Annotated in this window: 23 protein-coding genes and 1 pseudogene; 18 read left to right on the top strand and 6 right to left on the bottom strand. The window is 71.5% G+C overall.

Annotated features, from left to right (window positions below; all coding sequences use genetic code 11):
- Nucleotides 1-284: 284 nt before the first annotated feature.
- From AB0E90_RS41145 to AB0E90_RS41195, 11 genes are all read left to right on the top strand, one after another.
- Entirely contained in the window at nucleotides 285-2,891 is a 2,607-nt protein-coding gene (locus AB0E90_RS41145) for a phosphoenolpyruvate synthase (RefSeq protein ID WP_360417772.1), read from the top strand.
- Complete coding sequence (locus AB0E90_RS41150) at nucleotides 2,888-4,516, top strand: AMP-binding protein (RefSeq protein WP_360417733.1); 1,629 nt, start codon at nucleotides 2,888-2,890, stop codon at nucleotides 4,514-4,516. Before AB0E90_RS41145 ends, AB0E90_RS41150 begins: the two co-directional genes overlap by 4 nt.
- Nucleotides 4,516-6,159, top strand: coding sequence for a hypothetical protein (locus AB0E90_RS41155; RefSeq protein ID WP_360417734.1), 1,644 nt, complete (start codon nucleotides 4,516-4,518; stop codon nucleotides 6,157-6,159). The genes AB0E90_RS41150 and AB0E90_RS41155 overlap by 1 nt, the downstream gene beginning before the upstream one ends.
- Nucleotides 6,156-6,386, top strand: a complete 231-nt coding sequence (locus AB0E90_RS41160; RefSeq protein ID WP_360417735.1) for an acyl carrier protein — start codon at nucleotides 6,156-6,158, stop codon at nucleotides 6,384-6,386. The genes AB0E90_RS41155 and AB0E90_RS41160 overlap by 4 nt, the downstream gene beginning before the upstream one ends.
- The gene (locus AB0E90_RS41165; protein ID WP_360417736.1) at nucleotides 6,383-7,450 is read left to right on the top strand and encodes an SDR family NAD(P)-dependent oxidoreductase; all 1,068 of its coding nucleotides are present in this window, start codon (nucleotides 6,383-6,385) and stop codon (nucleotides 7,448-7,450) included. Before AB0E90_RS41160 ends, AB0E90_RS41165 begins: the two co-directional genes overlap by 4 nt.
- On the top strand, nucleotides 7,447-8,430 hold the full coding sequence (locus tag AB0E90_RS41170) for a nucleoside-diphosphate kinase (protein ID WP_360417737.1): 984 nt from the start codon (nucleotides 7,447-7,449) through the stop codon (nucleotides 8,428-8,430). Before AB0E90_RS41165 ends, AB0E90_RS41170 begins: the two co-directional genes overlap by 4 nt.
- Nucleotides 8,427-9,362 carry a hypothetical protein gene (locus AB0E90_RS41175; protein WP_360417738.1) on the top strand — a complete coding sequence of 312 codons (936 nt, stop codon included), beginning with the start codon at nucleotides 8,427-8,429 and terminating at the stop codon, nucleotides 9,360-9,362. The genes AB0E90_RS41170 and AB0E90_RS41175 overlap by 4 nt, the downstream gene beginning before the upstream one ends.
- Nucleotides 9,362-10,201, top strand: coding sequence for an LLM class F420-dependent oxidoreductase (locus AB0E90_RS41180; RefSeq protein WP_360417739.1), 840 nt, complete (start codon nucleotides 9,362-9,364; stop codon nucleotides 10,199-10,201). Before AB0E90_RS41175 ends, AB0E90_RS41180 begins: the two co-directional genes overlap by 1 nt.
- Nucleotides 10,191-11,087 (top strand): ScbA/BarX family gamma-butyrolactone biosynthesis protein, encoded by an 897-nt coding sequence (locus tag AB0E90_RS41185; RefSeq protein ID WP_360417740.1) that lies wholly within the window; start codon nucleotides 10,191-10,193, stop codon nucleotides 11,085-11,087. Before AB0E90_RS41180 ends, AB0E90_RS41185 begins: the two co-directional genes overlap by 11 nt.
- A 104-nt stretch (nucleotides 11,088-11,191) precedes the next feature.
- Nucleotides 11,192-13,666 carry a M28 family peptidase gene (locus tag AB0E90_RS41190; RefSeq protein ID WP_360417773.1) on the top strand — a complete coding sequence of 825 codons (2,475 nt, stop codon included), beginning with the start codon at nucleotides 11,192-11,194 and terminating at the stop codon, nucleotides 13,664-13,666.
- 68 nt (nucleotides 13,667-13,734) lie between these two features.
- Nucleotides 13,735-15,090, top strand: coding sequence for an ATP-binding protein (locus AB0E90_RS41195; RefSeq protein ID WP_360417741.1), 1,356 nt, complete (start codon nucleotides 13,735-13,737; stop codon nucleotides 15,088-15,090).
- Here the strand turns inward: AB0E90_RS41195 and AB0E90_RS41200 are convergent.
- Nucleotides 15,087-15,758, bottom strand: a complete 672-nt coding sequence (locus tag AB0E90_RS41200; protein ID WP_360417774.1) for a response regulator transcription factor — start codon at nucleotides 15,756-15,758, stop codon at nucleotides 15,087-15,089. The two genes, AB0E90_RS41195 and AB0E90_RS41200, sit on opposite strands and share 4 nt — an antisense overlap.
- An 81-nt stretch (nucleotides 15,759-15,839) precedes the next feature.
- Here AB0E90_RS41200 and AB0E90_RS41205 point away from each other — a divergent pair, with 81 nt between their 5' ends.
- Nucleotides 15,840-16,349 carry a hypothetical protein gene (locus AB0E90_RS41205; protein ID WP_360417742.1) on the top strand — a complete coding sequence of 170 codons (510 nt, stop codon included), beginning with the start codon at nucleotides 15,840-15,842 and terminating at the stop codon, nucleotides 16,347-16,349.
- 176 nt (nucleotides 16,350-16,525) lie between these two features.
- Nucleotides 16,526-17,005: a hypothetical protein gene (locus AB0E90_RS41210; protein WP_360417743.1), complete on the top strand. Its 480-nt coding sequence runs from the start codon at nucleotides 16,526-16,528 to the stop codon at nucleotides 17,003-17,005.
- 52 nt (nucleotides 17,006-17,057) lie between these two features.
- Here the strand turns inward: AB0E90_RS41210 and AB0E90_RS41215 are convergent, their stop codons facing one another.
- Nucleotides 17,058-18,029 (bottom strand): zinc-binding dehydrogenase, encoded by a 972-nt coding sequence (locus AB0E90_RS41215; RefSeq protein ID WP_360417744.1) that lies wholly within the window; start codon nucleotides 18,027-18,029, stop codon nucleotides 17,058-17,060.
- 92 nt (nucleotides 18,030-18,121) lie between these two features.
- Between AB0E90_RS41215 and AB0E90_RS41220 the strand changes: the two genes are divergently transcribed.
- A complete protein-coding gene (locus AB0E90_RS41220; protein ID WP_360417745.1) occupies nucleotides 18,122-18,712 on the top strand; it encodes a TetR/AcrR family transcriptional regulator in 591 nt (196 codons plus the stop codon).
- Here the strand turns inward: AB0E90_RS41220 and AB0E90_RS41225 are convergent.
- On the bottom strand, nucleotides 18,705-19,547 hold the full coding sequence (locus tag AB0E90_RS41225; RefSeq protein WP_360417746.1) for an NAD(P)-binding domain-containing protein: 843 nt from the start codon (nucleotides 19,545-19,547) through the stop codon (nucleotides 18,705-18,707). The two genes, AB0E90_RS41220 and AB0E90_RS41225, sit on opposite strands and share 8 nt — an antisense overlap.
- Nucleotides 19,548-20,084, bottom strand: a complete 537-nt coding sequence (locus tag AB0E90_RS41230) for a helix-turn-helix domain-containing protein (protein WP_360417747.1) — start codon at nucleotides 20,082-20,084, stop codon at nucleotides 19,548-19,550. It abuts the gene before it with no gap.
- A 95-nt stretch (nucleotides 20,085-20,179) separates the two neighbouring features.
- Here AB0E90_RS41230 and AB0E90_RS41235 point away from each other — a divergent pair.
- Nucleotides 20,180-20,413 (top strand): annotated as a pseudogene (locus AB0E90_RS41235) (SDR family NAD(P)-dependent oxidoreductase); the annotation flags it as partial.
- A gap of 95 nt (nucleotides 20,414-20,508) precedes the next feature.
- Nucleotides 20,509-20,727, top strand: a complete 219-nt coding sequence (locus tag AB0E90_RS41240; RefSeq protein ID WP_360417777.1) for a hypothetical protein — start codon at nucleotides 20,509-20,511, stop codon at nucleotides 20,725-20,727.
- Here AB0E90_RS41240 and AB0E90_RS41245 read toward each other — a convergent pair.
- Entirely contained in the window at nucleotides 20,724-21,149 is a 426-nt protein-coding gene (locus AB0E90_RS41245) for a hypothetical protein (RefSeq protein ID WP_360417748.1), read from the bottom strand. The genes AB0E90_RS41240 and AB0E90_RS41245 overlap by 4 nt on opposite strands.
- A 24-nt stretch (nucleotides 21,150-21,173) precedes the next feature.
- Nucleotides 21,174-22,883 carry an ATP-binding protein gene (locus AB0E90_RS41250; protein ID WP_360417749.1) on the bottom strand — a complete coding sequence of 570 codons (1,710 nt, stop codon included), beginning with the start codon at nucleotides 22,881-22,883 and terminating at the stop codon, nucleotides 21,174-21,176.
- A gap of 184 nt (nucleotides 22,884-23,067) precedes the next feature.
- On the opposite strand from AB0E90_RS41250, the gene AB0E90_RS41255 reads away from it, so the two are divergent.
- Nucleotides 23,068-23,925: a glycoside hydrolase family 16 protein gene (locus AB0E90_RS41255; protein WP_360417750.1), complete on the top strand. Its 858-nt coding sequence runs from the start codon at nucleotides 23,068-23,070 to the stop codon at nucleotides 23,923-23,925.
- Between the two features lie 84 nt (nucleotides 23,926-24,009).
- Nucleotides 24,010-25,125, top strand: a complete 1,116-nt coding sequence (locus tag AB0E90_RS41260) for a glycosyltransferase family 2 protein (RefSeq protein ID WP_360417751.1) — start codon at nucleotides 24,010-24,012, stop codon at nucleotides 25,123-25,125.
- The last annotated feature ends 37 nt before the right edge of the window (nucleotides 25,126-25,162 follow it).

Genomic DNA, 25,162 nt, shown 5'->3' on the forward strand with positions numbered 1-25,162 from the left:
ATCATTGCCGTCCCCCACCTCGACCGAAACACCATATTGGGCGGACCGGTTTCGCCGTATGACCTATCGCACAACGGCAATGTCAGACCGTTTGCCGGCGAACCGCGACATGACCGGACGCGCCATTTTGTAATCCGTTGTTAACGGATCACGCTCCCAGCCACCCCTAATTCCGGAATCGGGGAATTGAGGGGTGGTGAACGCCACGTCGACTGTGGATGGATGAGCGGTGGCATATCCGGCGTCGAGAGGACTCGATAGTGGCCGACAGCTATCTCGTCACCGTGGACAGTGCCGCCGAGGCCCGGCGGCCGGCCGGGGCCAAGGCGGCGAACCTGGCCGCCCTGAGCGCCTCGGGCGTGCGCATCCCGGCGTGGAGCGCGATTCGCAGCGAGGCGTTCGAGCGGTTCCTGGCGGTGGCCGGGCTGAACGGCGTGGTGGCCGAGGCCGGCACGGCCGGTCCGGAGCAGGCCGCCGCCCTGATCACCGAGCGGATCATGGCCGCCGAGTTTCCCCCGGAGCTGGTCGAGACGGTTCGCGCGGCCTACGAGACGGCCGGGCGGGGCCGGGTCGCCGTACGCTCATCAGGCCTGGAAGAGGACGGCGCCAAGCACTCGTTCGCCGGGCAGTTCGACACCTACCTCAACGTCTCCGGCCTCGACCAGGTCATCGACCGGGTCAAGGCCTGCTGGGCGTCGGCCTTCTCGGCGCGCTCGCTGCATTACCGGGCGACCAACGGGCTGCCGGCCACCGCCGCGGGCATGGGCGTGCTGATCCAGCAGATGGTCCGGTCGGACGTCAGTGGCGTGCTGTTCACCGCCGATCCGGTCGGTGGCGGGCGCGACCGGTTCGTGGTCAGCGCGGTCTACGGCCTGGGCGAGGGCATCGTCTCCGGCGCCGTCGACGCCGACACCGCGATCCTGGACGCCGGCAGCGGAGCGGTTCTGGAGACCGATCTCGGCGACAAGGCCGAGCGTTACGACTACGCGGCCGACGGCGACGGCTGCACGATCACCGCAGTGCCCGAGGCCGAGCGCGCGGCGCTGTCGCTGGCCAAGGTGGACCTGGCCGAGCTGCACGCGGCCGGCCGGGCGATCAGCACGGCCTTCGGCGGCCCGCAGGACATCGAGTGGGCGGTCGCCGACGGGCAACTGTGGATCCTGCAGGCCCGGCCGATCACCACCGCACTGACGGCCGAGGGCGAGCTGCGCATCTGGGACAACTCCAACATCGTGGAGAGCTTCCGGGGCGTCACGTCGCCGCTGACCTTCACGTTCGCCGCGATGGTCTACGGCGCCGTCTACGACAGCTTCGCCCGGTCGCTGCGGGTCCCCGACCAGCAACTGCGGCAGATGCAGGAGTGGCTGCCGTCCCTGCTCGGCAGCTTCCACGGGCGGGTCTACTACAACCTGCTGAACTGGTACCGGTTGCAGCGGATCCCCCCGTTCTACGACATCAACCGGCGGCTGCTCGAGGTCGCGATGGGTGTCGACGAGTCGCTGCCGGACGAGATCGCCGAGACGCTCTACCCGTACGAGTTCGACTCGGCAATCAAGAAGGACTGGGCCAAAGCGGTCACCACGACGACGTTCTTCTGGAAGTTCTTCCGGATGAGTCACGACGTCAAGCGATTCACCGCCTACTTCTACGAGCAGTACGCGGTGTTCGACAAGCGGGACTACGCCTCGATGCCGGCCGACGAGGTCTACCGGGCGTTCCAGAAGCTGCATCGCGACCTGCTGCTGCGCTGGGGTCCGATGCAGATGCTCGACTCGACGATCCTGCTGTCGATGGGCGTGCTCACCGTGCTCGGCCAGAAGTGGCTGCCGGCCGATGCTCCGCAGTGGCTCACCTGGGCGGCGGCCCGGCCGGGCGCCGAGGTCGAGTCGGCCGAGCCGGCCCGCGCGATGGCCGCCCTGGCCGAGATGGTGAAGGCCGACGACGAGCTCCGCCGCCTGATCGAGGAGACGTCGCCGGCCGAGATCCCCGCCGCCGTGAACAGCCCGGAATTCGAGGCGGCGGTCGCCGAATACGTGGCCGAGCACGGCTACCGCAGCCCCGACGAGCTCAAACTCGAGGTGCCGGACCTGCGCGAGGACCCGGCCAGCCTCTACCTGATGCTGCGCGACGCCCTGCAGGCCCCGCCGGAGACGGCCGGCAACGACACCGCCCAGGAGTACCTGGACCAGCATCTGCGCGGGCCGAGGCGATGGATCTACGAACTGGTGCGCCGCAAGGCCGCCACCTCGCTGGCCCATCGGGAGCGGCTGCGGTTCTGCCGGACCCGCGCGTTCGGGTCGGCCAAGCAGATCCTGCGGGCGCTCGGCCGGCACCTGCACCGGGTCGGCGCGATCGACCGCTTCGAGGACGTCTTCCTGCTGCGTCTGGACGAGTTGAGCGGCGCGTACGAGGGCCGGATCGCCCACGACGAGCTGCGCGACATCGTGCAGGTGCGCCGCCGCTCGCAGGAGAGGCAACTGGCGATGGTGGCGCCGCCACGGTTCGAGACGCGCGGCGCGCCCTACTGGGAGGGCAACCTGGCCGGCTGGGCTTCCCCGGAAAAAAGGGAGGGCGTGACCGAGTTGCGCGGCACCCCGTCGGCGCCGGGCGTCGCCACCGGCCGGGTGGTGGTGGCCGACCGGCCGCAGGACGTCAACGGCGGCATCCTCGTGGCGTACAGCACCGATCCGGGCTGGGTGGCGGCGCTGCCGTCGGCGGCCGGCCTGATCATCGAGCGCGGCAGCCCGCTGACCCACGTCGCGATCGTCGCCCGGGAGCTGGGCGTGCCGACGATCGTGAAGGTCAAGGGCGCCACCCGCGAACTGCAGACCGGGATGCTCGTACGGATGGACGGCGGCACCGCCACGATCACGGTGCTCGAGCAGGCATGAACATTCGCGACTGGCTGACCGAGCCACGTGCGGGCCGGGGTGTGCGGTTCGCCGCCGACGACGGCGGGTGGGAGTCACACTCGTACGCCGAACTGGCTCTTGCCGCCCGGCGCAGCGGCGCCGCGATGGTCGAGGCCGGCGCCCGGCGCGGCGATGTGGTCTGCCTGCTCATGCCGACCAGCTATCCGACGCTGTGCGCCTTCTTCGGGGCGTGGGCGGCCGGGCTGACGCCGTGCATGATCACGCCGCCCAGCTTCACCAGCACCGCCGAGTACGTGGAGCTGGTCGCCGGGATCGTCCGGCAGGCCCGGCCCGCGCTGCTGGTCACCGACGAGAAGTACGCCGAGGTGGCGGCCCAGGTCGGTGTTCCCTATCTGCACCGCGAGGCGGACGAGCCGATCGACGTGCCGCCGGTCGCCGACGACGACCTGGCGATTCTGCAATTCACCTCGGGCTCGACCGGCACCCCACGCGGCATCCCGGTGAGCTGGCGCAACCTGGCGGTCAACATCGCCTCCTCGCGAGCCTGGTGCGGCTGGACGGACGGCGACTCGTGCGCCTCCTGGCTGCCGCTCTACCACGACATGGGATTGATCGGCACGCTGCTGGTGACGATCTGCAGCCAGGGCGACATGTCGCTGATGCGGCCCGCCCAGTTCCTCCGCGACCCGGCCCGCTGGCTGGAATGCATGACGACCGCCGCAGTGACCGCCGCGCCGCCGTTCGCCCTGGAGTACGCGGCCGCCCGGATCCCGGCCGAGCGCATCGCGACCTGGAACTTCGAGGGCTGGCGGACGCTGTTCGTCGGCGCCCAGATCGTCGACCCGGCGGTGCTCGACCGGTTCGCCACCACCTTCGCCCCGGCCGGGTTCGATCCGGCCGCGCTGCGCCCGGCCTACGGCATGGCCGAGACCACGCTCGGCGTGACCGGCACCGTGCCCGGCACCCGGCCGCTCGTGGTGCAGCCCGAGCCGGACACGCTGCGGTTCGGCCGGCCGGTCAAGCTGGAGAGCCAGTTCCGGCTGGGTGAGCGGCCGGTTCCGGCGCGCAGCGGCTGGCTCACCGGCTGCGGCACCCCCCGATTCGACACCGCGGTCGGGATCGTCGACGAGGACGGTTCGGCCCTGCCGGACGACTACCTCGGCGAGATCGTGGTCAGCGGCGCCACCCTGACCGGCGGATATCTCGGCGACGCGGGCGCGAGCGGCACCCGCTTCGCCCCCGGGCGCCTGCACACCGGCGATGCCGGCTTCCGGCACGACGGCGAGCTGTTCGTGCTCGGCCGGATGGGCGACAGCCTCAAGGTCAACGGCCGCGCCGTCTACGTCGAGGATCTCGAGGCCGCGGTGATCGAGGCGACCGGCCTGCCCGCGTCGCGCTGCGTGGTGGTCAGCGCGCCGGAGACCGACCGGGCCGGCGTGGCGCTGTTCGTCGAGGGCCGCGGCGGCGAGTGGGAGACCGCCGCCCGCGACGTGCTCCGGGCCCGGCTCGGCCCCGGCGCCCGGCTCCGGTTCGTGCTCGGCCGGCCCGGTCTGATCAAGCGCACCACCAGCGGAAAGCCGCGCCGCCGAGCGCTCTGGCAGCAGCTTCAGGACGGCGCCGCCGAAACCATCGAGGTCTCCTGATGATCCTTTCCGAGGCGCAGATCGAGTCGCTGGCCGAGCAGACCCTCGCGCGCATCGACGCCCCGGCCGACGCGGCCCTGCTGCTCGAAGGCTCGATCGCGGAGGGCTTCGGCAACTCCCGGTCCGACATCGACTTCCTGCTGATCGCCGATCAGGAAGCCGACATGCCGACCATGCCGACGATCTTCTTCATCGACGGCCGCCGGGTGGAGATCCGCACCCGGTCGGTCGGCCAGATCACCCGCCATCTCCTCGAGGTCGGCGGACATAAAGGACGCGTCACCAAGCTCGACGAACACCTGCTCAACCGGTGCCAGCGCGTCCTGCGCGGCTATCCGGTGCGGCGCCCCGACCTGATCACCAAGGTCCGGGAGAATTTGGCTTACGACGCCTTCGCCACCGTGATGACGAAGTGGTGGGCCGAGTACGCCCGCCAGTCCGTCCGGCACGCCGTCGTGCTCAACTCCCTGGGGCAGGACGAGCAGGCCGCGGTGTGGGCGAAGGCCGGGCTCCAGCAGGCCGCGAAGAGCTGGGCGGCCCGCAACGGCGAGACCTACCTCGAACCGAAGTGGCTGTCCCTGCAGCTCGACCGGCTCGCCGCCGACCCGCTGGTGGCGCGCTACTGGCAGGCCGAGACCACCGCCGACCGCATCCGCCTCGCCGCGGCTCTCGGGGTGACCGGCTGTGCCGACACCCCCGACCGGCTCCTCGTGGAACGCCCCCGCGAGGTGACCACGTGGCAGATCGGTGACCGGGTGCACCTGGTCCGCGACCGGCAGGACGTATTCGTGCTGGGCGCCGCGGCCGCCCGGGTGTGGCGCCGGATCGTCTGGGGCCGTCCGCTGAGCACGCTGGGCGAGGAGGGCGATCTGATCGCCACGTTCGTCCGCTACGGACTCATCCGGGTGTCCTGGAAGGGCGCCACCATCACGCCGCGACTGCCGATGGCCGCGCCGCTCGGCAGCGTCACTCCCCCGCCGGCGATGACGATGCCGATCCTGAGCATCGCCGGCGCCACACCCGCGCACCCGCGCTCGATCGACCTGGTGCCGCTCCCGGCGCCCCGGTTCGCCGCCGCGGCGATGGCCCTGATCTGGGGCAACGTCATGGTCGAGAACGCCGTCGAGGACCTGCGCGGCGCCCTGGACCGCGAGCAATGGCGGGTCGCCGCGCTCGCTACCGCGCGGGCGGTCAACGGCGGTCTGCGGGCCCTGCTCTGCGCCCACGGCGTGAGCCCGCTGCCCAGCGACCCGGAGCTGATCGGCTGCCTCGACCTGCTGCCGGCACCGCAGCCGCGCATCGCCGAACTGGCCCGGCGTCTCTCGAACGCCGACCCCCGCGGACACGACCTGCCGAACGCCGACCACCGCGGAGACGAGCCGGCTCGGCGCCTGCCGGACGCCGGCAACCGGGGAGACGAGCTGGCCGAATTCATCGCCGCGGTCCGGGCGGCGGCCGGCGGCGAGGCGTTCCCCTCCTCGTTCGACTCGGCCGACGGCTGGCAGCGCACTTTGGACATCGGTTACGACTGGCTGCGCCTCGGCGCCTACCTCGACCAGCAGCTCCCCCTCGACGAGGCACAGGACCTGCTGTCCAGCGGAGGCGCGCAGCCGCACCCCACCAGCGCGAAGGAGGCCGGATGACGACCGAGGTGTATGCCGTGATCGGGGCGATGGCGCCGAACCGGCTCGACGAGATCGGCGCGAGCACCCGGCTGCGCGACGAGCTGATGTTCGACTCGCTGCGGCTGATCGAGCTGGCGATGGCCCTGGAACAGCACTTCGGGCTCCCCCCGCTCGACATGGGCGAGAGCGTCGACGTGGTCACCGCCGGCGACGTCGCCGACCTGGTCCGCCGGGTGAAGGCATGAAAATCCTGGTCACCGGCGCCGCCGGACTGGTCGGCGCCGAGGTCTGCGCGCGCTTGATCAAGAACAACCATCAGGTGTACGGGCTGGTCCACCACGTCCGCGAACTCGTCGCCAACAACGGCCGCCCGGTCAAGGGTCAGGTCGACCTGATTCCCGGCGACGTCACCCAGACCCGGCTCGGTCTCGACGAGCCGACCTGGCGGATGCTCACCGAGCAGGTCGACCTGATCGTGCACTCGGCCGCGATCACCGACTTCGGCCGGCCGCGCGAGGTCTATCAGGCGGTCAACACCACCGGCACGGCGCACGTGCTGGAACTGGCCGCGGCGAGCGACGCCCGGCTCGTGCACGTCAGCACCGCCTACGTGTGCGGCGAGCAGGACGGCCGGATCCTGGAGTCCTCGCTGGACGCCGGGCAGCGCTTCGGCAACCACTACGAGCAGAGCAAGTTCGACGCCGAGCTGCTGGTCCGCAAGGCCGCCGCGGACGGGCTCGCGGTCACCGTGGTCCGCCCCAGCGTCGTCGTCGGCGCCGCCCGCACCGGCGTGGTCCGCGAGTTCAAGAACATCTACGTGGTCCTGAAGCTGCTCTCCGAGGGCCGGGTCACCTCCATCCCGGGCCACTTCGACGCGTGCGTCGACCTGGTCGGAGTCGACCACGTCGCGGCGCTGATCGCCGACGTGACCGAGAACCTCGAGCGGGCGGACGGGCTGACCCTGCACGCGGTCGGCTCGTCGGTGTCGATGCGGAACATGTCGGACGTGCTCGCCGAATATCCGTCGTTCCGGGTCCCGCGCTACGTGGCCCCGGCGACCTTCTCGGCCGCCTCGCTGACCGCCACCGAACGTGCCTACTGGGAGCGGATGCTGTCGCTCTACGAGAGCTACTTCCGCCGCCGGCAGCACTTCGACGACTCGGTCGCGGCCGGTTTCCGCCGCCACAAACGCGCCGCCGCCGGACCGGATCAACTGCGGAAGATCATCGATTACGCGGTACGGGCGGGATATCTCGGCACGCCGCTGCCCGGGATCGCCGAAGCGCTGGCCGGGATCGGGGCGCGATGAGCTACGGACCGCCGTTCCCGGACGGGCTGACCCACGACGCCGACAAGCAGCGCTACTTCGGCACCGACAGCTACTTCCTGGAGTCGTACGAGCAGCTGGGTGAGCTCACCGGCGACGCGGTCGAGTTCGCCGCCGGCCACGCGTTGCTGCTGCTGAAGCCGGACGCCATCGCCTCGCGCTCGGTCGGCCCGGTGCTCGACTGGGTGCGGGCGTCCGGCTTCCGGATCGTCGCCGCCCGCCGGTTCCGGATGACCCGCGGCGCGGTCCGCGCGATGTGGCACTACCAGCTGAACCGGGCGACCCCGGCGCGCTGCCGGTTGGCCGACGCCCTGTGCCAGGCCTCCGACTCGCTGGTGCTGCTGCTCGACGCGCCGGCGGGTGGCAGCGTGCCGCCGTCGGTGGCGCTCAGCCATCGCAAGGGCCCGGCCGACCCGGCCCGGCGCCACCCCGACCAGCTGCGCTCCCGGCTGGGCAACTTCGGCTTCCTGCTCAACCTGGTGCACGCCTCGGACGAGCCGGCCGACGTGCTGCGCGAGCTCGGCATCCTGCTCGACGCCGACGAACGCCGTCAGCTGGTCCAGCAGGCACTCGCCGGCACTGCCGAACGCCGTGCGCTCGCCGGGGTGACGCTGCCCGGCGCCGACCGGCATCATGCCGCTGCCGCCCTCGCCGATCAGCTCTACGCCGAGATCCCGGCTCAGGACCTCCGTTTCGCGCCGGCCGCGGCCAGGCTCGCCGCAGCCGCCGAGGCGCTGGATCTCCCGCCGGGTCCGCGGGCCGAGCTGCGCGCCTGCCTGGACGCGGCCGACTGGGGTGGCCTGGTCGAACTGATCTGGCGGTCCGGCCTGCCGCTGACCGGCTGGGATCTCACCATCGTCGGCTGCGGCTCCCTGCCGTTGTCCCGGCCGGAATACGCCCAGCTGCTGCGCGGCACCGACATCAGCCGCTGGCGCGAGCCGGCCGACGCCGCCCTCTCGTGACCGCGCTCGAAGGCGACCGAAACGCCGCGGCCGCGCCGGTTCCAGCCTTCCGGTCCGCCGCGCTCGAAGACGATCGAAACGCCGCGGCCGTGCCGGTTCCGGCGCCCCGGTTCGGCGGGCTCGGGCGGGCTGCGGCCTTCGTCGGCGCCGTCTTCGCTCCTCACGTGCATGTCACCTATGCGGTTCTGTGGGCCGCGGCCTACGAGGCGCTCGTCCACGGCGGCGGCTGGCGGCCCACCGGCGGCACCGCGCTGCGCGCCGCGACCGTGCTGGCGATGTTGCTGTATCTGCGGCTGATCGACGAGCACAAGGACGAGGCCTACGACCGGGTGCACAACCCGGACCGGCCACTGGTGATCGGGCTGGTCACCGCGGCCGAGCTCAGGCGGGCCGGCCGGATCGTCATCGTCATCGTGCTGGCCGCCAACGTGTTCTACGCACCGTCGTCGGCGGTCGTGGCGGCGGCGTTCTTCGGTTACGCGGCGGTAGTGACCCCGTTGGAACGCCGGTTCTCGCTGCTGCGCGACCGGCCCCTGGTCAACATCGCCTTCGTCTACCCGGTCCAGCTGCTGATCGGGGCTTTCCTCGCCGTCTCGGCCGGCTCTTACGGCGTACGTCAGCTGCTGGTCTTTGCGTTTGCTTTTCTGCATTTCGAGTTCGCGCGCAAAACGGCCCGGGATGCGGCGCCAGGGTCGCGGATGTACTCGTCCACCGGGCTCGGGGCCACCGGGTGCGCGCTGCTCACCCTCGGTTTCGCGGTCGCGGCGTGTGCCCTCACCGGCCTGCTGTGGGCGTACACCGTGCTGGTTTTTCCGCTCTGGGGAGCCGGTGTGTTCCTCAGCCGCCGGGTGGCCGCCTGGCCGAAGCCCGCCGCGATGCTGTTCCTGATCGTGCTCTATGCCGGGCTGATCGTCGACGGGGCGGTCGGCTGATGGAGGTCGGCGTCGTGCTTCCGCAGGGGGAGCTGCACGGTGGCCCTCGCGAGTTGCGGGACTTCGCGATGGCGGCGCGGGAGCTGGGGTTCCGGCATCTGCTGGCCTACGACCATCTGCTCGGCGCCGATCCGGAGGGGCATCCGGGCTGGTCCGGGGCCTATGACGTGGATGATCCGTTCCACGAGCCGCTGACGCTGTTCGCCTACCTGGCCGGGGTCTGCGAGCTGGAATTCGTCACCGGTGTGCTGGTGCTGCCGCCGCGGCAGACCGCGCTGGTCGCCAAGCAGGCGGCCGAGGTCGACCTGCTCTCCGGCGGACGGCTGCGGCTCGGCGTCGGACTCGGCTGGAACGCCGTCGAATACGCGGCCCTGGAGTGCCCGATGCGCGGCCGCGGCGCCCGGCTCGAGGAGCAGATCGCGCTGCTCCGGGCACTGTGGACACAGCGGTCGGTCGCCTTCGCGGGCGTCACCGCCGGGATCAACCCGCTGCCCGGCCGGTCGATCCCGATCTGGATCGGCGGCACGTCGGACGCGGCCTACCGGCGGGCCGGCCGGATCGGCGACGGCTGGCTGCCCCGGGTCCCGCCGGGCCGTGGGCTCGAGGCGGCCAAGGACGTCGTTCGGGAAGCGGCCGTGGCGGCGGGCCGGTCGCCCGGCGCAATCGGCATGCACGGCCGGGTCCGGATCACCGACGGCGACGTGCCGGCGGCCGCCGAGCGCTGGCGGGTTTCCGGCGCCACCCACCTGGCGGTCAGCACGCTCGGCGCCGGCTTCACCTCGTGGAAAGAGCACCTGCGGGCGTTGTCACTTCTGGGAGGAATTGCCGATGAGGACTGACACCACTGTCGAGCCGTCGTCCATCCATCGCCGGCACGCCGAAACCGTGTTCCTGACCGACGTCCAGCCCGACGGCGCGGACGGCTTCGTGGCGGGCGCGGTCCTGCCGGACGAGCACTTCTACTACTCCGCGCACACGGCGGCGGCCAACCGGCGGCTCGACCCGATGCTGGTTCTCGAAGCCTGCCGGCAGGCCCACAACTACCTGGCCCACACCTACTTCGGGGTCGAGGCGGACGCGGCCTTCATCCTCAACTCCTTCTCGCTGCGGGTCGCTCCGGACGCGTACACCCGGTTGCCGCCGACCGGGCCCGGCCTGCTGACCATGACGCTGCCGAAGCCGGCGCCGCAGCTGCTCGGCCGGCGCACCCGCGGCCTCGGCTTGTCCTTCGACCTGGCCATATCCGGCACGCCGATCGGCTCGTCCCGGATGACGGTGGGTTACCTGTCCGCGGCCGCCTACCGTGCGCTGCGCACGCGCCATCGCGCCGGCCCGCTGATCAGCTCGGACGATCTGCCACCGCTGGACCGCACCGGCGGTGTCGACCCGTTGCTGGTCGGCCGCACCCATCCGGCCGACGTCGTGCTGGCCGACCTGACCGGCAACCGCGCCCGGCTGCTGGTGCCGGTCGAGCACACCGGGCTGTTCGATCACCCGCTCGATCACATCCCGGGCACGCTGCTCATCGAGGCGGCCCGCCAGCTCGCGACCGCGCTTCACCGCTCTCCGTGCGCCACGATCATGACCGGCATGAACGCGACCTTCCACGCCTTCGCCGAACTGGACGAACCGGTGGAGCTCACGTTCGATTCGCCGGCCGTCAATGCCTGCCAGGCCGGCACCCCGGTGGCGACGGTCGAGATCTCGTTGTTACCGGTCCGATAGCAGGGCTTCCGGCGCCCTTAAGGAACACCCGGTGAGACTCCACGGCACACACCAGCCTTGGGGAGGAACCGTTGAGGCGTTCCAGGAGAAAGGCACTGCGGGTAATCACGCTCAGCAGTGTCACGCTCGTCTCGCTGCTCGCGGGGGCGGCCATCACCGCCGGCTACACCGCGGCCGGGCCGGTGCCGCAGTCGGACGCCGCGACCACCGCCGTAGCCTCCGCCGACCAGTACGTGACCGGCACATCCACCGGATTCACGAAGTCACCGGACGAGACCCTCACCCGGCAGGACGTCGTTACAACCGACCAGGGCCTCAACTACATCAGTTACGCCCGGGTCTACAAGAACCTGCCGGTGTTCGTCGGCGGTGACGTCGTGGTGGTGACCGACAAAGACGGCAAGGTGCGCAGCAGCAACGCGGCCGGGCTGGTGCCGATCAGCGTGCCGGTCGACCCGAAGATCACCTCGGACAAGGCCAAGACCCTCGCGCTGAGCGGGCGGCCGGGCGCGGTCGCGGGCAAGGCGACGCTGGGCGTGGTCGCCGGGGCGGGTGGCTCGCTCGTCTGGGACGTCCTCGCCGAGACGCGCGATGCTGCCCGCCCGAGCCGGGCACACGTCTACGTGAACGCGATCACCGGCGCCGGCGCCGGCTCGTGGGACGAGATCTCGGCCGACTGCGCCGGCACCACCGACGCGAGCAAGGACCAGGCCGAGTACGGCAAGACCAGCGACGGCGCCCGCCAGGTCAACGCGATCGACGTGGTGGCGCACGAGCTGGGCCACGGCGTCTTCTGCCACACCCCCGGCGGCAGCCGTGGCACCTCGAACGAGACCGGCGGCCTCAACGAGGCGACCGGCGACATCTTCGACACTCTCGCCGAGGCCTTCGCGGCCAACCCGAACGACCGGGTCGACCTGGCCGGCAACCGACCGATCCGCAACATGTTCGACCCGTCCCGGGCCGGCGAACCGAACTGCTTCTCCACCGCCATCCCGGGCACCGAGGTGCACTCCGCCGCCGGACCGCTGAACCACTGGTTCTACCTGGCCGCCCAGGGTTCCGCACCGGCCACCGGACCGGCCAGCCCGACCTGCGACAACAGCAAGGTCACCGGCATCGGCCTGTGGAAAGCCGGCGAGGTCTTCTATCACGCGCTGCTGCGCAAGACCTCCGGCTGGACCTACCCCAAGGCCCGCAAGGCCACCCTGGAAGCGACCCTCGAGCTGCACCCGTCCGGATGCGCCGAGTTCGACGCGATCAAGGCGGCCTGGGACGCGGTGACCGTGCCCGCCCAGGGCGACCCGACGTGCACTGCCGCTCCCTCTTCCCCCGTTCCCACCACGGCCGCTCCGTCCCCTTCCTCTTCTCCTGCGGCGGCCGCTGTTCCCGACATCGATCGCGCCAAGGTGGAGGCCGATCTGGACGAGTTCGCCCGGATCGCGACGGCCAACGGCGGCAACCGGGCGCACGGCCAGCCCGGGTACCAAGCGTCGGTCGACTTCGTCAAGGGCAAGCTCGACGCGGCCGGCTTCACCACCCGGATCCAGCAGTTCACCGCCAACGGGGCCACCGGCTACAACCTGATCGCGGATCTGCCCGGGCGGGGCGACCCGAACCAGGTCGTCATGCTCGGCGCGCACCTCGACAGCGTCGCCGCCGGTCCCGGCATCGACGACAACGCCACCGGCTCGGCCGGCATCCTCGAGGTCGCTCTCGCCTACGCCAGCAGTGGCGCCCAGGGCGACAAGGCCATCCGCTTCGGCTGGTGGGGCGCGGAGGAGCTGGGCCTGGTCGGGTCGAAGGCGTACGTCGCGTCGCTGTCCACCGCGGAACGGGCGAAGATCACCGGCTACGTCAACTTCGACATGATCGGGTCGCCGAACGCCGGCTACTTCGTCTACAACGACGACTCCCGGGGCACCGCGATCGCCTCGGCTCTCAAGGCCGGTTTCACCGCCGAGAACATCGTCACCGCGGACGTCGACGTGCAGGGCCGATCGGACCACGCCTCGTTCAAGGCGGCCGGCATCCCGACCGGTGGCACCGCGACGCTCAGCCTCGCCTCGGCGATGAGCGCGGCCGAGGCCGCCCGCTGGGGCGGGACCGCCGGGAAGCCGTACGACTCGTGCTACCACCAGAGCTGCGACGTGCGGACCAACGTCAACGCGACCGCGCTCGACCGGCACACCGATGTCGCGGCGTACGCAGCCTGGACCTTGACCGGATCTTCTTTGAATAGCCGGCTGGATAACGGCGCCGACTTCCTCATCCGCGACAAGTCGGCCATCGAGTCGCCGATCACCGTGCAGCGCCCGGGCGCCGCGCCCGCCGCGTTGAAGGTGGACGTGGACATCCAGCACGGCTACCGCGGCGACCTGCAGATCCAGCTGGTGGCGCCGGACGGCGCCGAATTCTCGATCAAGAAGGCGAGCCGACTTGATCGGGGCGACGACGTCAAGCTGACCGCGACCGTCGACGCCTCCGCCGTGCAAGCCTCCGGAACCTGGCGGCTGCGCGTCCGTGACCTCTACTCCGGCGACACCGGAACGCTCAACGCGTGGGGTCTGACGTTCTGAGACGGCGCCGCGGTGTGCAGGCGCTGACCATGGCGCCGGCACACCGCGGACGGCTATGGTCCGTCGGAATGAGACGCAGCTACGTCCTTGTCGCCCTCGCCGTCACCACCCTGGTGGCCCTGGCGTTCTGCATCCCGCTGGGCATGCTCGTCATCACCGCCGCGCAGGACCGCGCCCTCCGCGAGGCCGAACGGCAGGCGCTCGGCCTCTCCCCGGTCGTGGTGGTGGCCACCACCCGGGACCTGGTCCTCAGCTCGATCCTGAGCACCGACGCCGGCCGCGAGGGCCGGGTCGCCGCGCATCTGCCCGGCCTGGGCACGATCGGCACCTCCCGGGCCGGCGAGGCAGAGATCGCCGTGGTCCGGCAACGCCAAGTGGCCGGCACCGCCGACGTTCCCGGCGGCCGGGTCTACCTGCGGCCGGTGGCGCTGCCCCGCGGGCTGATCGCGGTGATCGAGGTGTACGTCCCGGCCACCCAGCTGCGAGCCGGCGTCGACACCGCGCTCGCCGTCCTTGTCCTGGTGGCCGTCGTTCTCATCGCCCTCTGCGCCTTCCTCGCCGACCGGCTGGCCGCCCAGGTCGTGCGGGCCACCCGCGACCTCGCCCGCACCGCCACCAACCTCGGCGCCGGCCGCCTGCACGCCCGCACCCGGCCCAGCGGCCCGAGTGAGATCGAGGAGGTCGGCACCGCTCTCAACGTGCTCGCCGACCGCTTCGGCGAACTGCTCGCGGCCGAACGCGCGCTGGCCGGAAACCTCTCGCACCGGCTGCGGGTGCCGCTCACCGCGCTGCGGCTCAACGCCGAGGCGATGCCCACCGGCGACGACCGGGAGCGTCAACTGCGCGTCGTCGACCGGCTGGAGCAGGAGATCAACGCGGTGATCACCGAGGCCGGGCGGCCGCTGGTGGCCCGGCCCCGGCTCGAGTGCGACCTCGGCGCGGTGGTGGCCGACCGCACCGCGTTCTGGGGCGCCCTCGCCGAGGACCAGGGCCGGCCGTGGCAGGCCGCGCCGCCGCCGGCCGGGATCACCGTGCCGGCCGCCTTCTCGGTGGTCGCCGAGGCGCTGGACGTGCTGCTCGGCAACGTCTTCCATCACAGCCCCGACGACGCCGCGTGCCACGTGGCGGTCCGGTCTTCGGAAGGATCGACCGAGGTCGTGGTGGAGGACGCCGGGCCGGGTTTTGCCGACCCAGCCGCCGCGCTCGCCCGGGGTGTCAGTGGCGCCGACTCCACCGGGATCGGCCTGAACATCGCCCAGCGGCTGGCCGTGGACACCGGCGGGGAGCTGCGGATCGAGCGCAGCGACCTGGGCGGGGCCCGGGTCGTACTGGCACTCGGGGTCGTTTCTCCGGTTTCTCCTGGATCTGAACCGCCACGCCGCCGATGGTGGCGGCTCGGCGGCGGCGCACACGCCCGGATCTAGCCCTCCTTAGGCGCGGACAACTGGATGCCCACTCCGCGGACGGTGTGCAAGTAGCGGGGATTCGCTGCCCGCTCGCCCAGCTTGCGGCGCAGCCACGTGACGTGCACGTCGACCGTCTCCACCGAGCGGCTCTCCAACGGCCAGACGTCGGCGAGCAACTGCCGGCGGTTGACCACCTTGCCCGGCCGCTGCATGAGGTAAGCCAGCAGGTCGAACTCCAGCCGGGACAGTTGCAGTGGCGCGCCGTCGAGCGAGGCCGCCCGCGCGTCGGGATCGAGCGTCAGCCCGCCCACGGTCAGGACCCGGGACTCGGCGACATGGTTGCGGCGCAGCACCGCCGCGATCCGCGCCTCGATCTGTTCTGCCGAGTACGGCTTGACCACGTAGTCGTCCGCGCCGGCCCGCAGCAGGCGGATCATCTCGGACTCGCCCTCCCGCGCGGTCGCGACCACGATCGGCACCTGCGAGACCAGCCGGATGTTGCGCAGCACGGTGGCGCCGTCCAGATCCGGCAGACCGAGATCGAGAACCACCACGTCGGGATTCCACTGAGCGGCGTCACGCAGCCCGTCGAGAGCCCGCTCGCACAGCCGGACCAGGTGGCCGGTTGCGTTCAGTAGTCGGCCCAGTGCTTCGCGTACATCCGCGTCATCTTCGATCACCAGCACTCGCGACATCTATCCACGGTATCGCTGAGGCAGAATGTAATCATGGGCCGGAGCTGGAAATATATCGCCGCATGGCTCAGCGTGACAGTCACTGCCGTCACTGTGACCTGGTTCGGTGTCCGCCTCGGCGTCGCCCCCACGCTGACCGCCGACCCCCCGGTGGCGATCGACGCCAACCGCCGTTACACCGAGCTCCGCTTCGGCGACCCCGAGCCGGCCGCGACCACCACATTGCCCACCCCGGCCACCACCACCTCGAAGGCCCGCCCCACCCCGTCCCACACCAAGGCGCCGACCACCCACCCGACCGTTTCCCGCACCCCGTCCGCGTCCCCGTCCCCCACCCCGACGGTGGACCGCCGCCCCCGCTACCGGGTGCCGGCCGACGGGGGCAGCATCCTGGTCGCCTACTCGTCGACCCGCGTCGACGTGGTGGACGCCGACCCGGAGCCGGGCTACGCGGTCAGCGCCGCCCGCCGCAGCGACACGATCGTCGTGGTCCGCCTGGCCACCTTCGGCCACGCCTCCACCATCACCGCGTACTGGAACGGCGGCCCGGCCGCCCAGGTGATGGAGGACTACGGCTCCTGACGGCGCCGTTCTGCCCACAGAGAACACGACACGTTGGGTAGTCAGTCGATCTCTCTCAGTAGTTACGCTGTCAACGCCAGACCGGGTCACCTCCACGGTGACGGTCCGGCCCACCGCCTGCTGCCCACGACGACGTGGCGCCGGCACGGTCATTCTCAAGCTTGAGAGGAGCCGACATGGCCAACGAGGACGACATCCCGTTCGAGGTCGGCAAGGAAATGTTCAAAGGGCTGGTCAACGACCGGGTGGCCAAAGCCGGGGCGGCATATGTCGCCGCCGAGACGGCCCGGGCTCTGGCCGCCGCCCCGGTGCAGGCGGTGGCCAGGAGGGCCGCCGGTGAGGCCGCGAGCGTCGCGCTGATGCAGGCATCGAAGACCGCCGCGGTCAACGTCGCCGCAGCGAAGGCCGCCTCGGCCTGCATCGGGCAGGTGGGCAGCCTGCTGATCGATCCGGTGGCCGCCATGGTGAAGGCCAAGCGCGACAATCCGGACGCCACGGGCAGCGATGTCGCTTGGGCGGGAGGCAAAGGCTTGGTGACCGGGGGCGCCCAGGCGGTAGTGACCATCGGATTTCTGTTGCTGATCCCTGGCCCGGGCTGGGTCGCCGCGGCCGCCGGCATCGGCGCGAACCTGGCGGCGAAAAAGCTGGTGAAGTAGCCGGTCCCGGGTATGTCGCGGTCGGCTCGAGCCCGCCCCGGATCTGAGCCTCTCAGGGCACCAGGAGGACGCGGCCGATGGTGGAGCGATCCTCCAGCAGGTGGTGGGCTTTCGCGGCCTCGGTCAGCGGCAGGGTCGCCGCGACCTCCGTGCGCAGCCGGCCGTCCTCGAGGTAGCCGGCCACCTCGGTCATCTCGGCCCGGGCCTGCTCCGGGCGCGCCGCCCGCCAGGCGAGCAGGGAGAAGCCGGTTACCGTCTTGAGCCCGAAGAGGGACTGGACCGGGATGCTGATCAGGTCGCCGCCGGCCGCGCCGTAGGTCACCGCGCGGCCCAGCGGAGCCAGCAGGCCGATGCTCGCGAACAGGGTCTCGCCGCCGACCGCGTCCAGGGCCAGGTCGACGCCGCCGGGCGCCGCCGCGCGGACCTGCTCCGGCCAGTCGCTCGCGGTGTAGTCGACGCCGACGTCGGCGCCGAGGTCGCGGGCGTGCCGCAACTTGTCCGCGGTGCTGGCCGTGGCGATCACCGTCCCCGCGCCGAGAAGCTTGGCCAGCTGGATGGCCAGGCCACCGATGGCGCCGGCTCCGGAGTGGACCAGCACGGTCTCGCCCGCGGCGAGCCGCCCGGCGCGCAGCACCCGCAGGGCGACCGGCCCGGCGACCGTCAGCAGGCTGGCGGGGCCGGCATCCAGGCCGGCCGGCGCCGGCGCCAGCCACGCGGCGTCGGCCAGCGCGAAGTCGGCGAACGCGTCCGGGTCGACCAGCGCCGTGACCCGCTCGCCCAGCCGTGCGGCGTCGACCCCGGGGCCGACCGCATCGATCGTGCCGACGACGTCGCCGGTGGGCGAGCCGGGCAGCGGCCGGACGAAGATCGAGCCGGCGTTCGCCCGGATCTTCGTGTCGACATAGTTCGCCCCGATCGCCTCGGCGCGCAGCCGGACCTGGCCCGGGCCGGGCACCGGCAGCTCGGCCTCCTCGACCGTGAGCACCTCGGGGCCACCGTATCGGTAATAGCGGACGCGTCGCACAGCTACCTCCCTGCTAAATTGGACCAGCGGTCAACTTCCGTCGACCGTATAGCAGAACTTGACCGCCGGTCCAGTTACTTGAGGGACTTTCCATGACCGAAGTGCGCCGGGAACGCGCCGACGCGGCCCGCAACCGGCAGGCCATCCTGCTGGCGACCGAGGAACTGCTGACCCGGCTGCCCCCGGAGCAGATCTCGATGGAGCAGGTGGCCACGACGGCCGGGGTCGGCAAGGGCACGGTCTTCCACCGGTTCGGCAGCCGCGCCGGCCTGATGCGAGCCCTGATGCAGGAGCGCGCGATGACCCTGCAACAGGCCGTGGTCGACGGGCCGCCGCCGCTCGGCCCCGGCGCGCCCGCCCGGGAGCGGCTGCTCGCGTTCATCGACGGCGTCATCGCGGTCGTCGCCCGCAACAAAGGGCTCCTGGCCGCGCTGGATCACGCCGAGGCCGTGGTGCAGGCCCGGCTTCCCGGCGACGAACCGCCCCCGCTGCACGCCATCTGGCACCGGCACATCGCCGACCTGATCCACGAGGCCCGCCCCGGCCTGGACGCCGACCTGACCGCGCACCTGATCCTGGCCTCGCTGCACAGCGACCCGATCCAGCGGATGCTGGCGGCCGACGGCGGCGGCGAGCGTCTCTCCGCCGGCCTGAAAACGGTCATCACGGCCGTGCTCAGCTGAGGCCGTCGGTCACCTCTCGGGCGGTGATCTCTCGGGCGAGCGTCTCGGGCCGGCCCTCGGCGAGCGGCCGATCCGCGATGTCGGCCCAGACCTCGGCGAACGCCTCGAAGAGCGCCGGGGTGAGGCCCGCCGCCGCCTGGGAGGCGGCGATCTCCCGCATCTCGGCGACGTAGCGGTGGGCCTTGGTCGAGGCGAGAGCTATCTCGTACGGCGTTCCGAAGCCCTCGCCGAGGTCGGCCATCACCGGCGCCAGCACGTCGTGCGCCGCCGCCGACCGGAGCGCCTGCGCCATCAGGCCCATCAATCCCTTGTAGACCGACGCGGTCGACATCTTCACCGCACTCGCGGCGCCGATCCGGTCGCCGACCACCACCGGCCGGGCGTGCGTCCAGCGCAGCTGCGCGATCTCGGCGGCCCGGGGCCCGGACAGATAGAGCGTCGCTCCCGGCCGCACCGTCGGCGGCGGCCCCGAGATCGAGCCGTCCACGAAGTCGAAGCCGGCAGCCGTGATCACCTCGGCCGCCGCCCCGGCCGTCATCGGCGAGATGGCGTTCAGGTCGACCACGGGCTTCCGGGTGGCGCCCGCCCCCGTCGCGGCGATCTCGGTGGCCGCGTCGATCGCCGCGCCGGGCGGCGTGACCACGAGGATCACGTCCGCCTCGGCCACCACGTCGGCCAGCCCGGGAAGGGTGCGCAGCCCGGCCTCCCGCGCCAGGCCCGCCGTCCGGGCCGACCGGCCCGCCAGCGAGGTCACGACGTCGTGCCCGCCCGCGCGCAGCGCCCAGCCGAGCCCGGAACCCATGTGCCCGGCACCCACCAGGCCGATTACCTTCATCTACGGATTTATCCCCTCGATGGCGAGCGTGACCAGGCGCGCGGCGGTGGCGCCGTCCTCGGTGGCCAGCGAGATCGCGTTGACCACGGTGAGCAGGTCGTCGATGGCGACCTGGGGCCGGACGGCGCCGGCGTCCTGCGCCGAACGCAGCAGCCGGCCGCCGGCCTCGTGCAATTGGACCTCGCAGCTGTTCATCGCCGGTGGCGCCGGCTCCCGGGCCAGCGCGAGCAGCGATGCGGCGAGGCCGCGGTTGGTGGCGGAATAGACCGCGAGGGCGCGGAGCCAGTCGGCGAGCGCCTCCCCCGGTTTCGCAGCCGCGGCGAGCTCGCGCGCCTGTGCGCACAGGTTGTCGACGCGGTCGTGGAAGATCGCCTCGAGCAGGTCACGGCGGCTCGGGAAATGCCGGTGCAGGGTGGCCGAGCCCACGCCGGCATCGCGGGCGATCTTCTCCAGGGACGCGTCCGCCCCGGTCCGGGCCACCTCGGCGACGGCGGCGGCCAGAATCCGCTCGTAGTTGCGCTGCGCGTCCGCCCGCATGCCGATGATCGTAGTGGGTTGACAAACGGGGGGCCACCCCGGATAGCGTCTTAGGCGAAAGCGGGGTGCCACCCCATTTCATTCAGGAGGCCATGATGACTCCCCAGACAGTGCTGGTCACCGGCGCCAGCACCGGCTTCGGCCGGCTGACCGCGGAAGCCCTGGCGCGCCGCGGCCACCGGGTCTTCGCCGGCCTGCGCGGCGGCAACGAGAAAGCCACCGCCGAACTCACCGCGTTCGCCTCGGCCGAGGGCGTCGACCTGCGCGTCGTCGAGCTCGACGTGACCGGCCAGGCCTCCGCGGACCGGGCGGTGGGTGCGGTGATCGAGGCGGCCGGCCGCCTCGACGTCGTCGTCAACAACGCCGGCGGCATCTTCGTCGGCTGGCGCCGTACGGTGCGGCGTTCGGCGATTACGTGGCCGCCGTGGTCGCCCACGGAAACGGCGTCGCCGGCGACCCGAGCGAGGTCTCCGACGCGGTCGTGGCCCTGGTCGAAACACCGAACGGCAAGCGGCCGCGCCGGACCGTGGTCGCGCCGGCCGCCCAGCGCATGGTGCTGGAGGCGTTCAACCACACCGCGGACACGACCGCCACCGCGGTGCTCGGCGAGATGGGCGTGTCCGCTTTCGCCGCGCCCCGCTAGTTGACCACCTCGCAACCGACGGTGGTGTCGCTGCGGGTGGTCGCGCAGCTGTCGCCGCCCTCGGTGTTGGCGCCGCCGTCGAGCAGGTCCTTGTCGTTGCTCGTGCCGGCGTCGCGGCCGTCGAGCCAGTCGTTAGATCCGCTCCTGGTACGGCTCGAACGGCTGGAAGAGGTCGTCGCCGTAGTACTTGTCGTTGCCGGCTCCTTGCCACGGTCGCCGCGCGGCCCGCCGGCGATCCGGTCGTTGCCGGTGCCACCGTCCGCGGTCATCGCCAGGTCGGTCCGGTCGACGATGGAGTCGTTGCGGTCGTAGGTGTAGACCCGGACCCGGATGGGCGTCTTCTTCGGCGTACACCTGACCCTGGTCTTGTCGCCTTTGACCTTCTTGCAGCCCTTGCCGGGACCCTCCCCAGGATCCGGCAACCTCGTGGTCGCGCGGCGCCAAGATCATAAAGCAGGAGAGGCAGGCAGGCGGATCGTGACGGTGGTGCCGGTTGGGGAGTTGCCGGTCAGCCAGATGTGGCCGTGGTGCAGGGTGATGATCGCGCGGGCCCGGCTCAGGCCGAGGCCGCTGCCGGCGGTGCCGTGGTGGCGCACGTTGCTGCCGCGGTAGAAGCGGTCGAAGACGCGGGCGCGTTCGTCGGTCGGCGTGCCGATGCCGGTGTCGGTGAACTGGACCTGGGCCGACGTGTCGTCCACGGTGGCGCTGATCTGGATCTCGCCGCCGATCGGGCTGTAGAGCACAGCGTTGGCGAGGATGTCGTCGATGACCTGGCGCAGCCGGGCCGGATCGCCGGTCAGCCAGAGCGTCTCGGGCAGCCGGGTGTGCAGGCGCAGCCCGCTCTTCGCGATGTCGGCGCGGGCCGCACCGGTGGCGTCGGCGATCAACCGGCACAGGTCGACCCGTTCCGTCCGCACCGGCAGGTGGCCGGACTCCAGGCCGGCCAGGTCGAGCAGGAGGTCCACGGTGCTCTGCAGGCTCATCGCGTTGCGGTTGATCGCCGCGACGATCTCCCGCTGATCGGGGGTCAGGTCGTCCGCCTCGTCGTGCAGCATGCCGGCGTGCGCGGTGATCGAGGCGAGCGGCGTCCGCAACTCGTGGCCGACCAGGGTGATGAAGTCGTCCTGCGCGCGACCCAGCTCGTGGCCGAGACGCTCGGCGCGGCGCAGCGCGATCCAGATGCCGATCTGGGCGGCGACCCCGTCGAGGAGCACGGTGAGCAGCTCCCGGTGCAGCTCCGCGGTGCCGGCATAGCAGGTCAGCACGCCGAGGAGATGGTCGCCGTCGCAGACCGGAACCGCCATCACCGTACGGATGCCGTGCTCGGCGCAGATCCGGACCCGGTCGCGTTCGAACGGGGTGACGAGCTCGGCGTACAGGGTGATGTCGTCGACCCAGGCCGGCTGGCCGGTGTGCCAGACCCGCCCGGTGACGCCGGAGCCCTTGATCGGGGTGTGCCCGAAGAAGTCGGCCGGCTCGACCGCCCAGGTGCTCCAGTGGCCGGCGGCGTCGAGGTTGCCGGTCTGCTCGTCGACGAGGAAGAGCTCGGCGGCGGGCCAGCCGAGCGCGACCGCGACCGCCTCCAGCAGGCGCGGCGCCGCTTCGGCCGCCGTCTCGGACGACCGCAGGCTCTGCTCGACCGTGTGATGACAGGCGCGGAACCGTCCGACCCGCAGCATGGTGGTGCCGTCGAGGCTGCCGACCGGCGTGGGCCCGTCGCGGCCCAGGCGCAGCAGGTCGGCCACGGCGAGCAGGGAGGTGACGTCCTCGGTGGCCCAGTGATGCGCGCGCCGGTCCAGCACGAGCAGCGCACCGGTCATCCGGCCGTCGCGGTCACGCAGCGGGACGCCCAGCAGCGCCCGCACCGACCACTGCCGGAGCAGGGCCGACGCCGGCCACCAGGGGGCGTCGTCGATGGTCAGATTGTTGCTGTGCACCACCCGCGCGGCGAGAACCACCTGCTCGCAGAGCGGGTCGGCGGCCGGCAGCCAGTCGTCGGACAGGACCCCGAACCGCCCGCCCACCTGCACCCCGTCGCCCCGCGCGAGCAGCACCAGGGCCATCGGCGCTCGAGCCAGCCGGGCCACCAGCTGCGCGAAACCGTCGTAGGGCAGCCCACCGGCCACCGTGGCCGACGCCGCGACGAGCTTTTCCATCAGCTGCCCGATCTGCCGAAGACCGGATCGCTGCCCGCCCAGCCTGACCCCTTTGTTATAGGGCAGCACAGCCGAGAGAACTTACTGAAGGGCAAATGATCGCCCGTCAGCGCTGATTCCACCGATATCGGAGCAGCCGACGCCTTCGATCCCACGTCGAGGTGCCGCGGTTACCATCCACGCCATGGTCGGCGACATCGATACACGTCGTTCCCGCCGCCGCCGATCGGCCGGCCGGATGCTGCTCGTGGCCCTGCTCGTCGCGGCCGGGGCGGCCGTCGTGTTTCACCGGTCGCGGGCCGGCCCGGCGGACAGCTCGGTCTGGTCCGACGAGTTCGACGGTCCCGCCAACACCGCCCCCGACAGCACCAGATGGGCGCACAACACCGGCGGCACCGGCTGGGGCAACAACGAGCTGGAGTACTACACCGACAGCACCACCAACGCGGCCCTCGACGGCGCCGGCCATCTGGTGATCACCGCCCGGCGAGAAAATCCGGCCGGGTACGCCTGCCACTACGGCCGATGTGAGTACACCTCGGCTCGGCTGTTGACCGCCGGGCGGTTCAGCCGGGCCTACGGCCGATTCGAGGCTCGCATCAAGCTGCCCCGGGGCCAGGGTCTGTGGCCGGCATTCTGGATGCTCAGTGACGACCCGCGCACCGGTGGCGAGATCGACGTCATGGAGAACGTCGGTTCCGAGCCCGGCACCGTGCACGGCAGCCTGCATGGGCCCGGTTACTCCGGCGACAACGGCCTTACCAGCCCGTTCACCCTGCCCGCCGCAGCGGCGCTGGCCGACGATTTTCACGTCTTCGCGGTCGACTGGAGCCCGGCGGCGATCACCTGGTTCGTCGATGGCACGGCGTACAGCCGGAAGACCCCGGCCGATGCCGGCGGCAAAGAATGGGTTTTTAATTATCCCTTTTTTATGGTCCTGAATGTAGCCGTCGGCGGCACCTGGCCCGGCCCACCCGCCATCGACACGCCTCTTCCCCAGGCAATGATCGTCGACTACGTCCGGGTTCACAGCAATTTTTGAGGTTGCTTTGAGTTTAGCCACCAATCCCTTTAGCGCGTTTTAATTTTCTTGATGCAAGCACCGCGGCAATCTAGCCTCGCATTTATGAACTTCAATGCGACGGCTCTTCCCCGGCTCGACCCCGAGGTCCCGGTCGCACGGGTCTTCGCGGTGGTGCCGGCCTGCAACGAGGCCGACGCCATCGCCTCCACGATCGCCTCGCTCCACCGGCAGACCACCCCACCGGACCTCACCGTGGTGGTCCCCAACAACTGCACCGACGCCACCGCCGCGGTTGCCGAGCGAGCCGGCGCCTGCGTCCTGCCCTACCCCGGGCACAACCCGGACCGCAAAGCCGGCGCCATCAACTACGGCCTCGCGCGGCTCGAACACCTGCTGCGCCCCGGCGACGCGGTCCTGGTGATGGATGCCGACACCACGCTCTCACCCGACTTCCTCGCCATCGCGCGCTACCACATGAGCGGCCGGGTCGGCGGCTGCGGCGGCACCTTCGCCGGCCGCGACTCCCGCACCGTGCTGGGCTACCTGCAGCGCATGGAGTTCTACCGGTACGGCCAGACCACCCGCCGCAACGGCCACCGCGCCTTCGTGCTGACCGGCACCGGCACGCTCTTCTCCTGGGATGCGCTGCGGCAGGTACGCGCCGCCCGGCACACCGGCACCGGGCTGCCGGCCGGCGCCTCGTTCTACGACACCCATTCGCTGACCGAGGACAACGAACTGACCTTCGCCCTGCAGACCCTGGGCTACCGGACGATCTGCCCGGCCGGAATGGTCGCCACCACCGACGTGATGGAGAGCGTCGGCAAGCTGATCGCCCAGCGGGAACGCTGGTATCTGGGCGCATTGCGCAACATCTGGCACTACGGCCGGCGCATGCCCGGCCATCTGCGCTGGGTGTATTGGCGACAGCAGATCGGACTCGGCATCTCGGCGACAATCACCGTCGCCTATCTCGTGATGGTGGCCGGCACGGTGGCGGTCACCGGCGCGGTCGCCTTCTCCTGGTGGTGGACGCTGCCGTGCGCGCTGCTCTCGGCGGAACGCACGATGACCGTGTGGGGAATGGGCCGGCGCGCCCGGTGGTATGCGGTCGCTTTCGTGCCCGAGCAGCTTTACACCCTGCTGCTGACGTGGTCCTACCTGCGCGCTCTGCGGACGTTCCTCAGAGGCGGGAAAGGAGGCTGGCACGCGACCTGACCCCACGGCCACAAACAACAAATCAAACCATTAAGGA

It is taken from the genome of Actinoplanes sp. NPDC026619 (genome assembly GCF_040638295.1).
Taxonomy (GTDB): Bacteria; Actinomycetota; Actinomycetes; order Mycobacteriales; family Micromonosporaceae; genus Actinoplanes.

What these genes read in the sequence shown, in the direction of transcription:
- AB0E90_RS41225 (WP_360417746.1), bottom strand. Translation starts at nt 19,547, where the DNA reads ATGAAGGTAATCGGCCTGGTGGGTGCCGGGCACATGGGTTCCGGGCTC.
- AB0E90_RS41230 (WP_360417747.1), bottom strand. Translation starts at nt 20,084, where the DNA reads ATGCGGGCGGACGCGCAGCGCAACTACGAGCGGATTCTGGCCGCCGCC.
- AB0E90_RS41165 (WP_360417736.1), top strand. Translation starts at nt 6,383, where the DNA reads ATGAAAATCCTGGTCACCGGCGCCGCCGGACTGGTCGGCGCCGAGGTC.
- AB0E90_RS41255 (WP_360417750.1), top strand. Translation starts at nt 23,068, where the DNA reads ATGGTCGGCGACATCGATACACGTCGTTCCCGCCGCCGCCGATCGGCC.
- AB0E90_RS41170 (WP_360417737.1), top strand. Translation starts at nt 7,447, where the DNA reads ATGAGCTACGGACCGCCGTTCCCGGACGGGCTGACCCACGACGCCGAC.
- AB0E90_RS41180 (WP_360417739.1), top strand. Translation starts at nt 9,362, where the DNA reads ATGGAGGTCGGCGTCGTGCTTCCGCAGGGGGAGCTGCACGGTGGCCCT.
- AB0E90_RS41160 (WP_360417735.1), top strand. Translation starts at nt 6,156, where the DNA reads ATGACGACCGAGGTGTATGCCGTGATCGGGGCGATGGCGCCGAACCGG.
- AB0E90_RS41185 (WP_360417740.1), top strand. Translation starts at nt 10,191, where the DNA reads ATGAGGACTGACACCACTGTCGAGCCGTCGTCCATCCATCGCCGGCAC.
- AB0E90_RS41250 (WP_360417749.1), bottom strand. Translation starts at nt 22,883, where the DNA reads ATGGAAAAGCTCGTCGCGGCGTCGGCCACGGTGGCCGGTGGGCTGCCC.
- AB0E90_RS41155 (WP_360417734.1), top strand. Translation starts at nt 4,516, where the DNA reads ATGATCCTTTCCGAGGCGCAGATCGAGTCGCTGGCCGAGCAGACCCTC.
- AB0E90_RS41220 (WP_360417745.1), top strand. Translation starts at nt 18,122, where the DNA reads ATGACCGAAGTGCGCCGGGAACGCGCCGACGCGGCCCGCAACCGGCAG.
- AB0E90_RS41210 (WP_360417743.1), top strand. Translation starts at nt 16,526, where the DNA reads ATGGCCAACGAGGACGACATCCCGTTCGAGGTCGGCAAGGAAATGTTC.
- AB0E90_RS41150 (WP_360417733.1), top strand. Translation starts at nt 2,888, where the DNA reads ATGAACATTCGCGACTGGCTGACCGAGCCACGTGCGGGCCGGGGTGTG.
- AB0E90_RS41260 (WP_360417751.1), top strand. Translation starts at nt 24,010, where the DNA reads ATGAACTTCAATGCGACGGCTCTTCCCCGGCTCGACCCCGAGGTCCCG.
- AB0E90_RS41195 (WP_360417741.1), top strand. Translation starts at nt 13,735, where the DNA reads ATGAGACGCAGCTACGTCCTTGTCGCCCTCGCCGTCACCACCCTGGTG.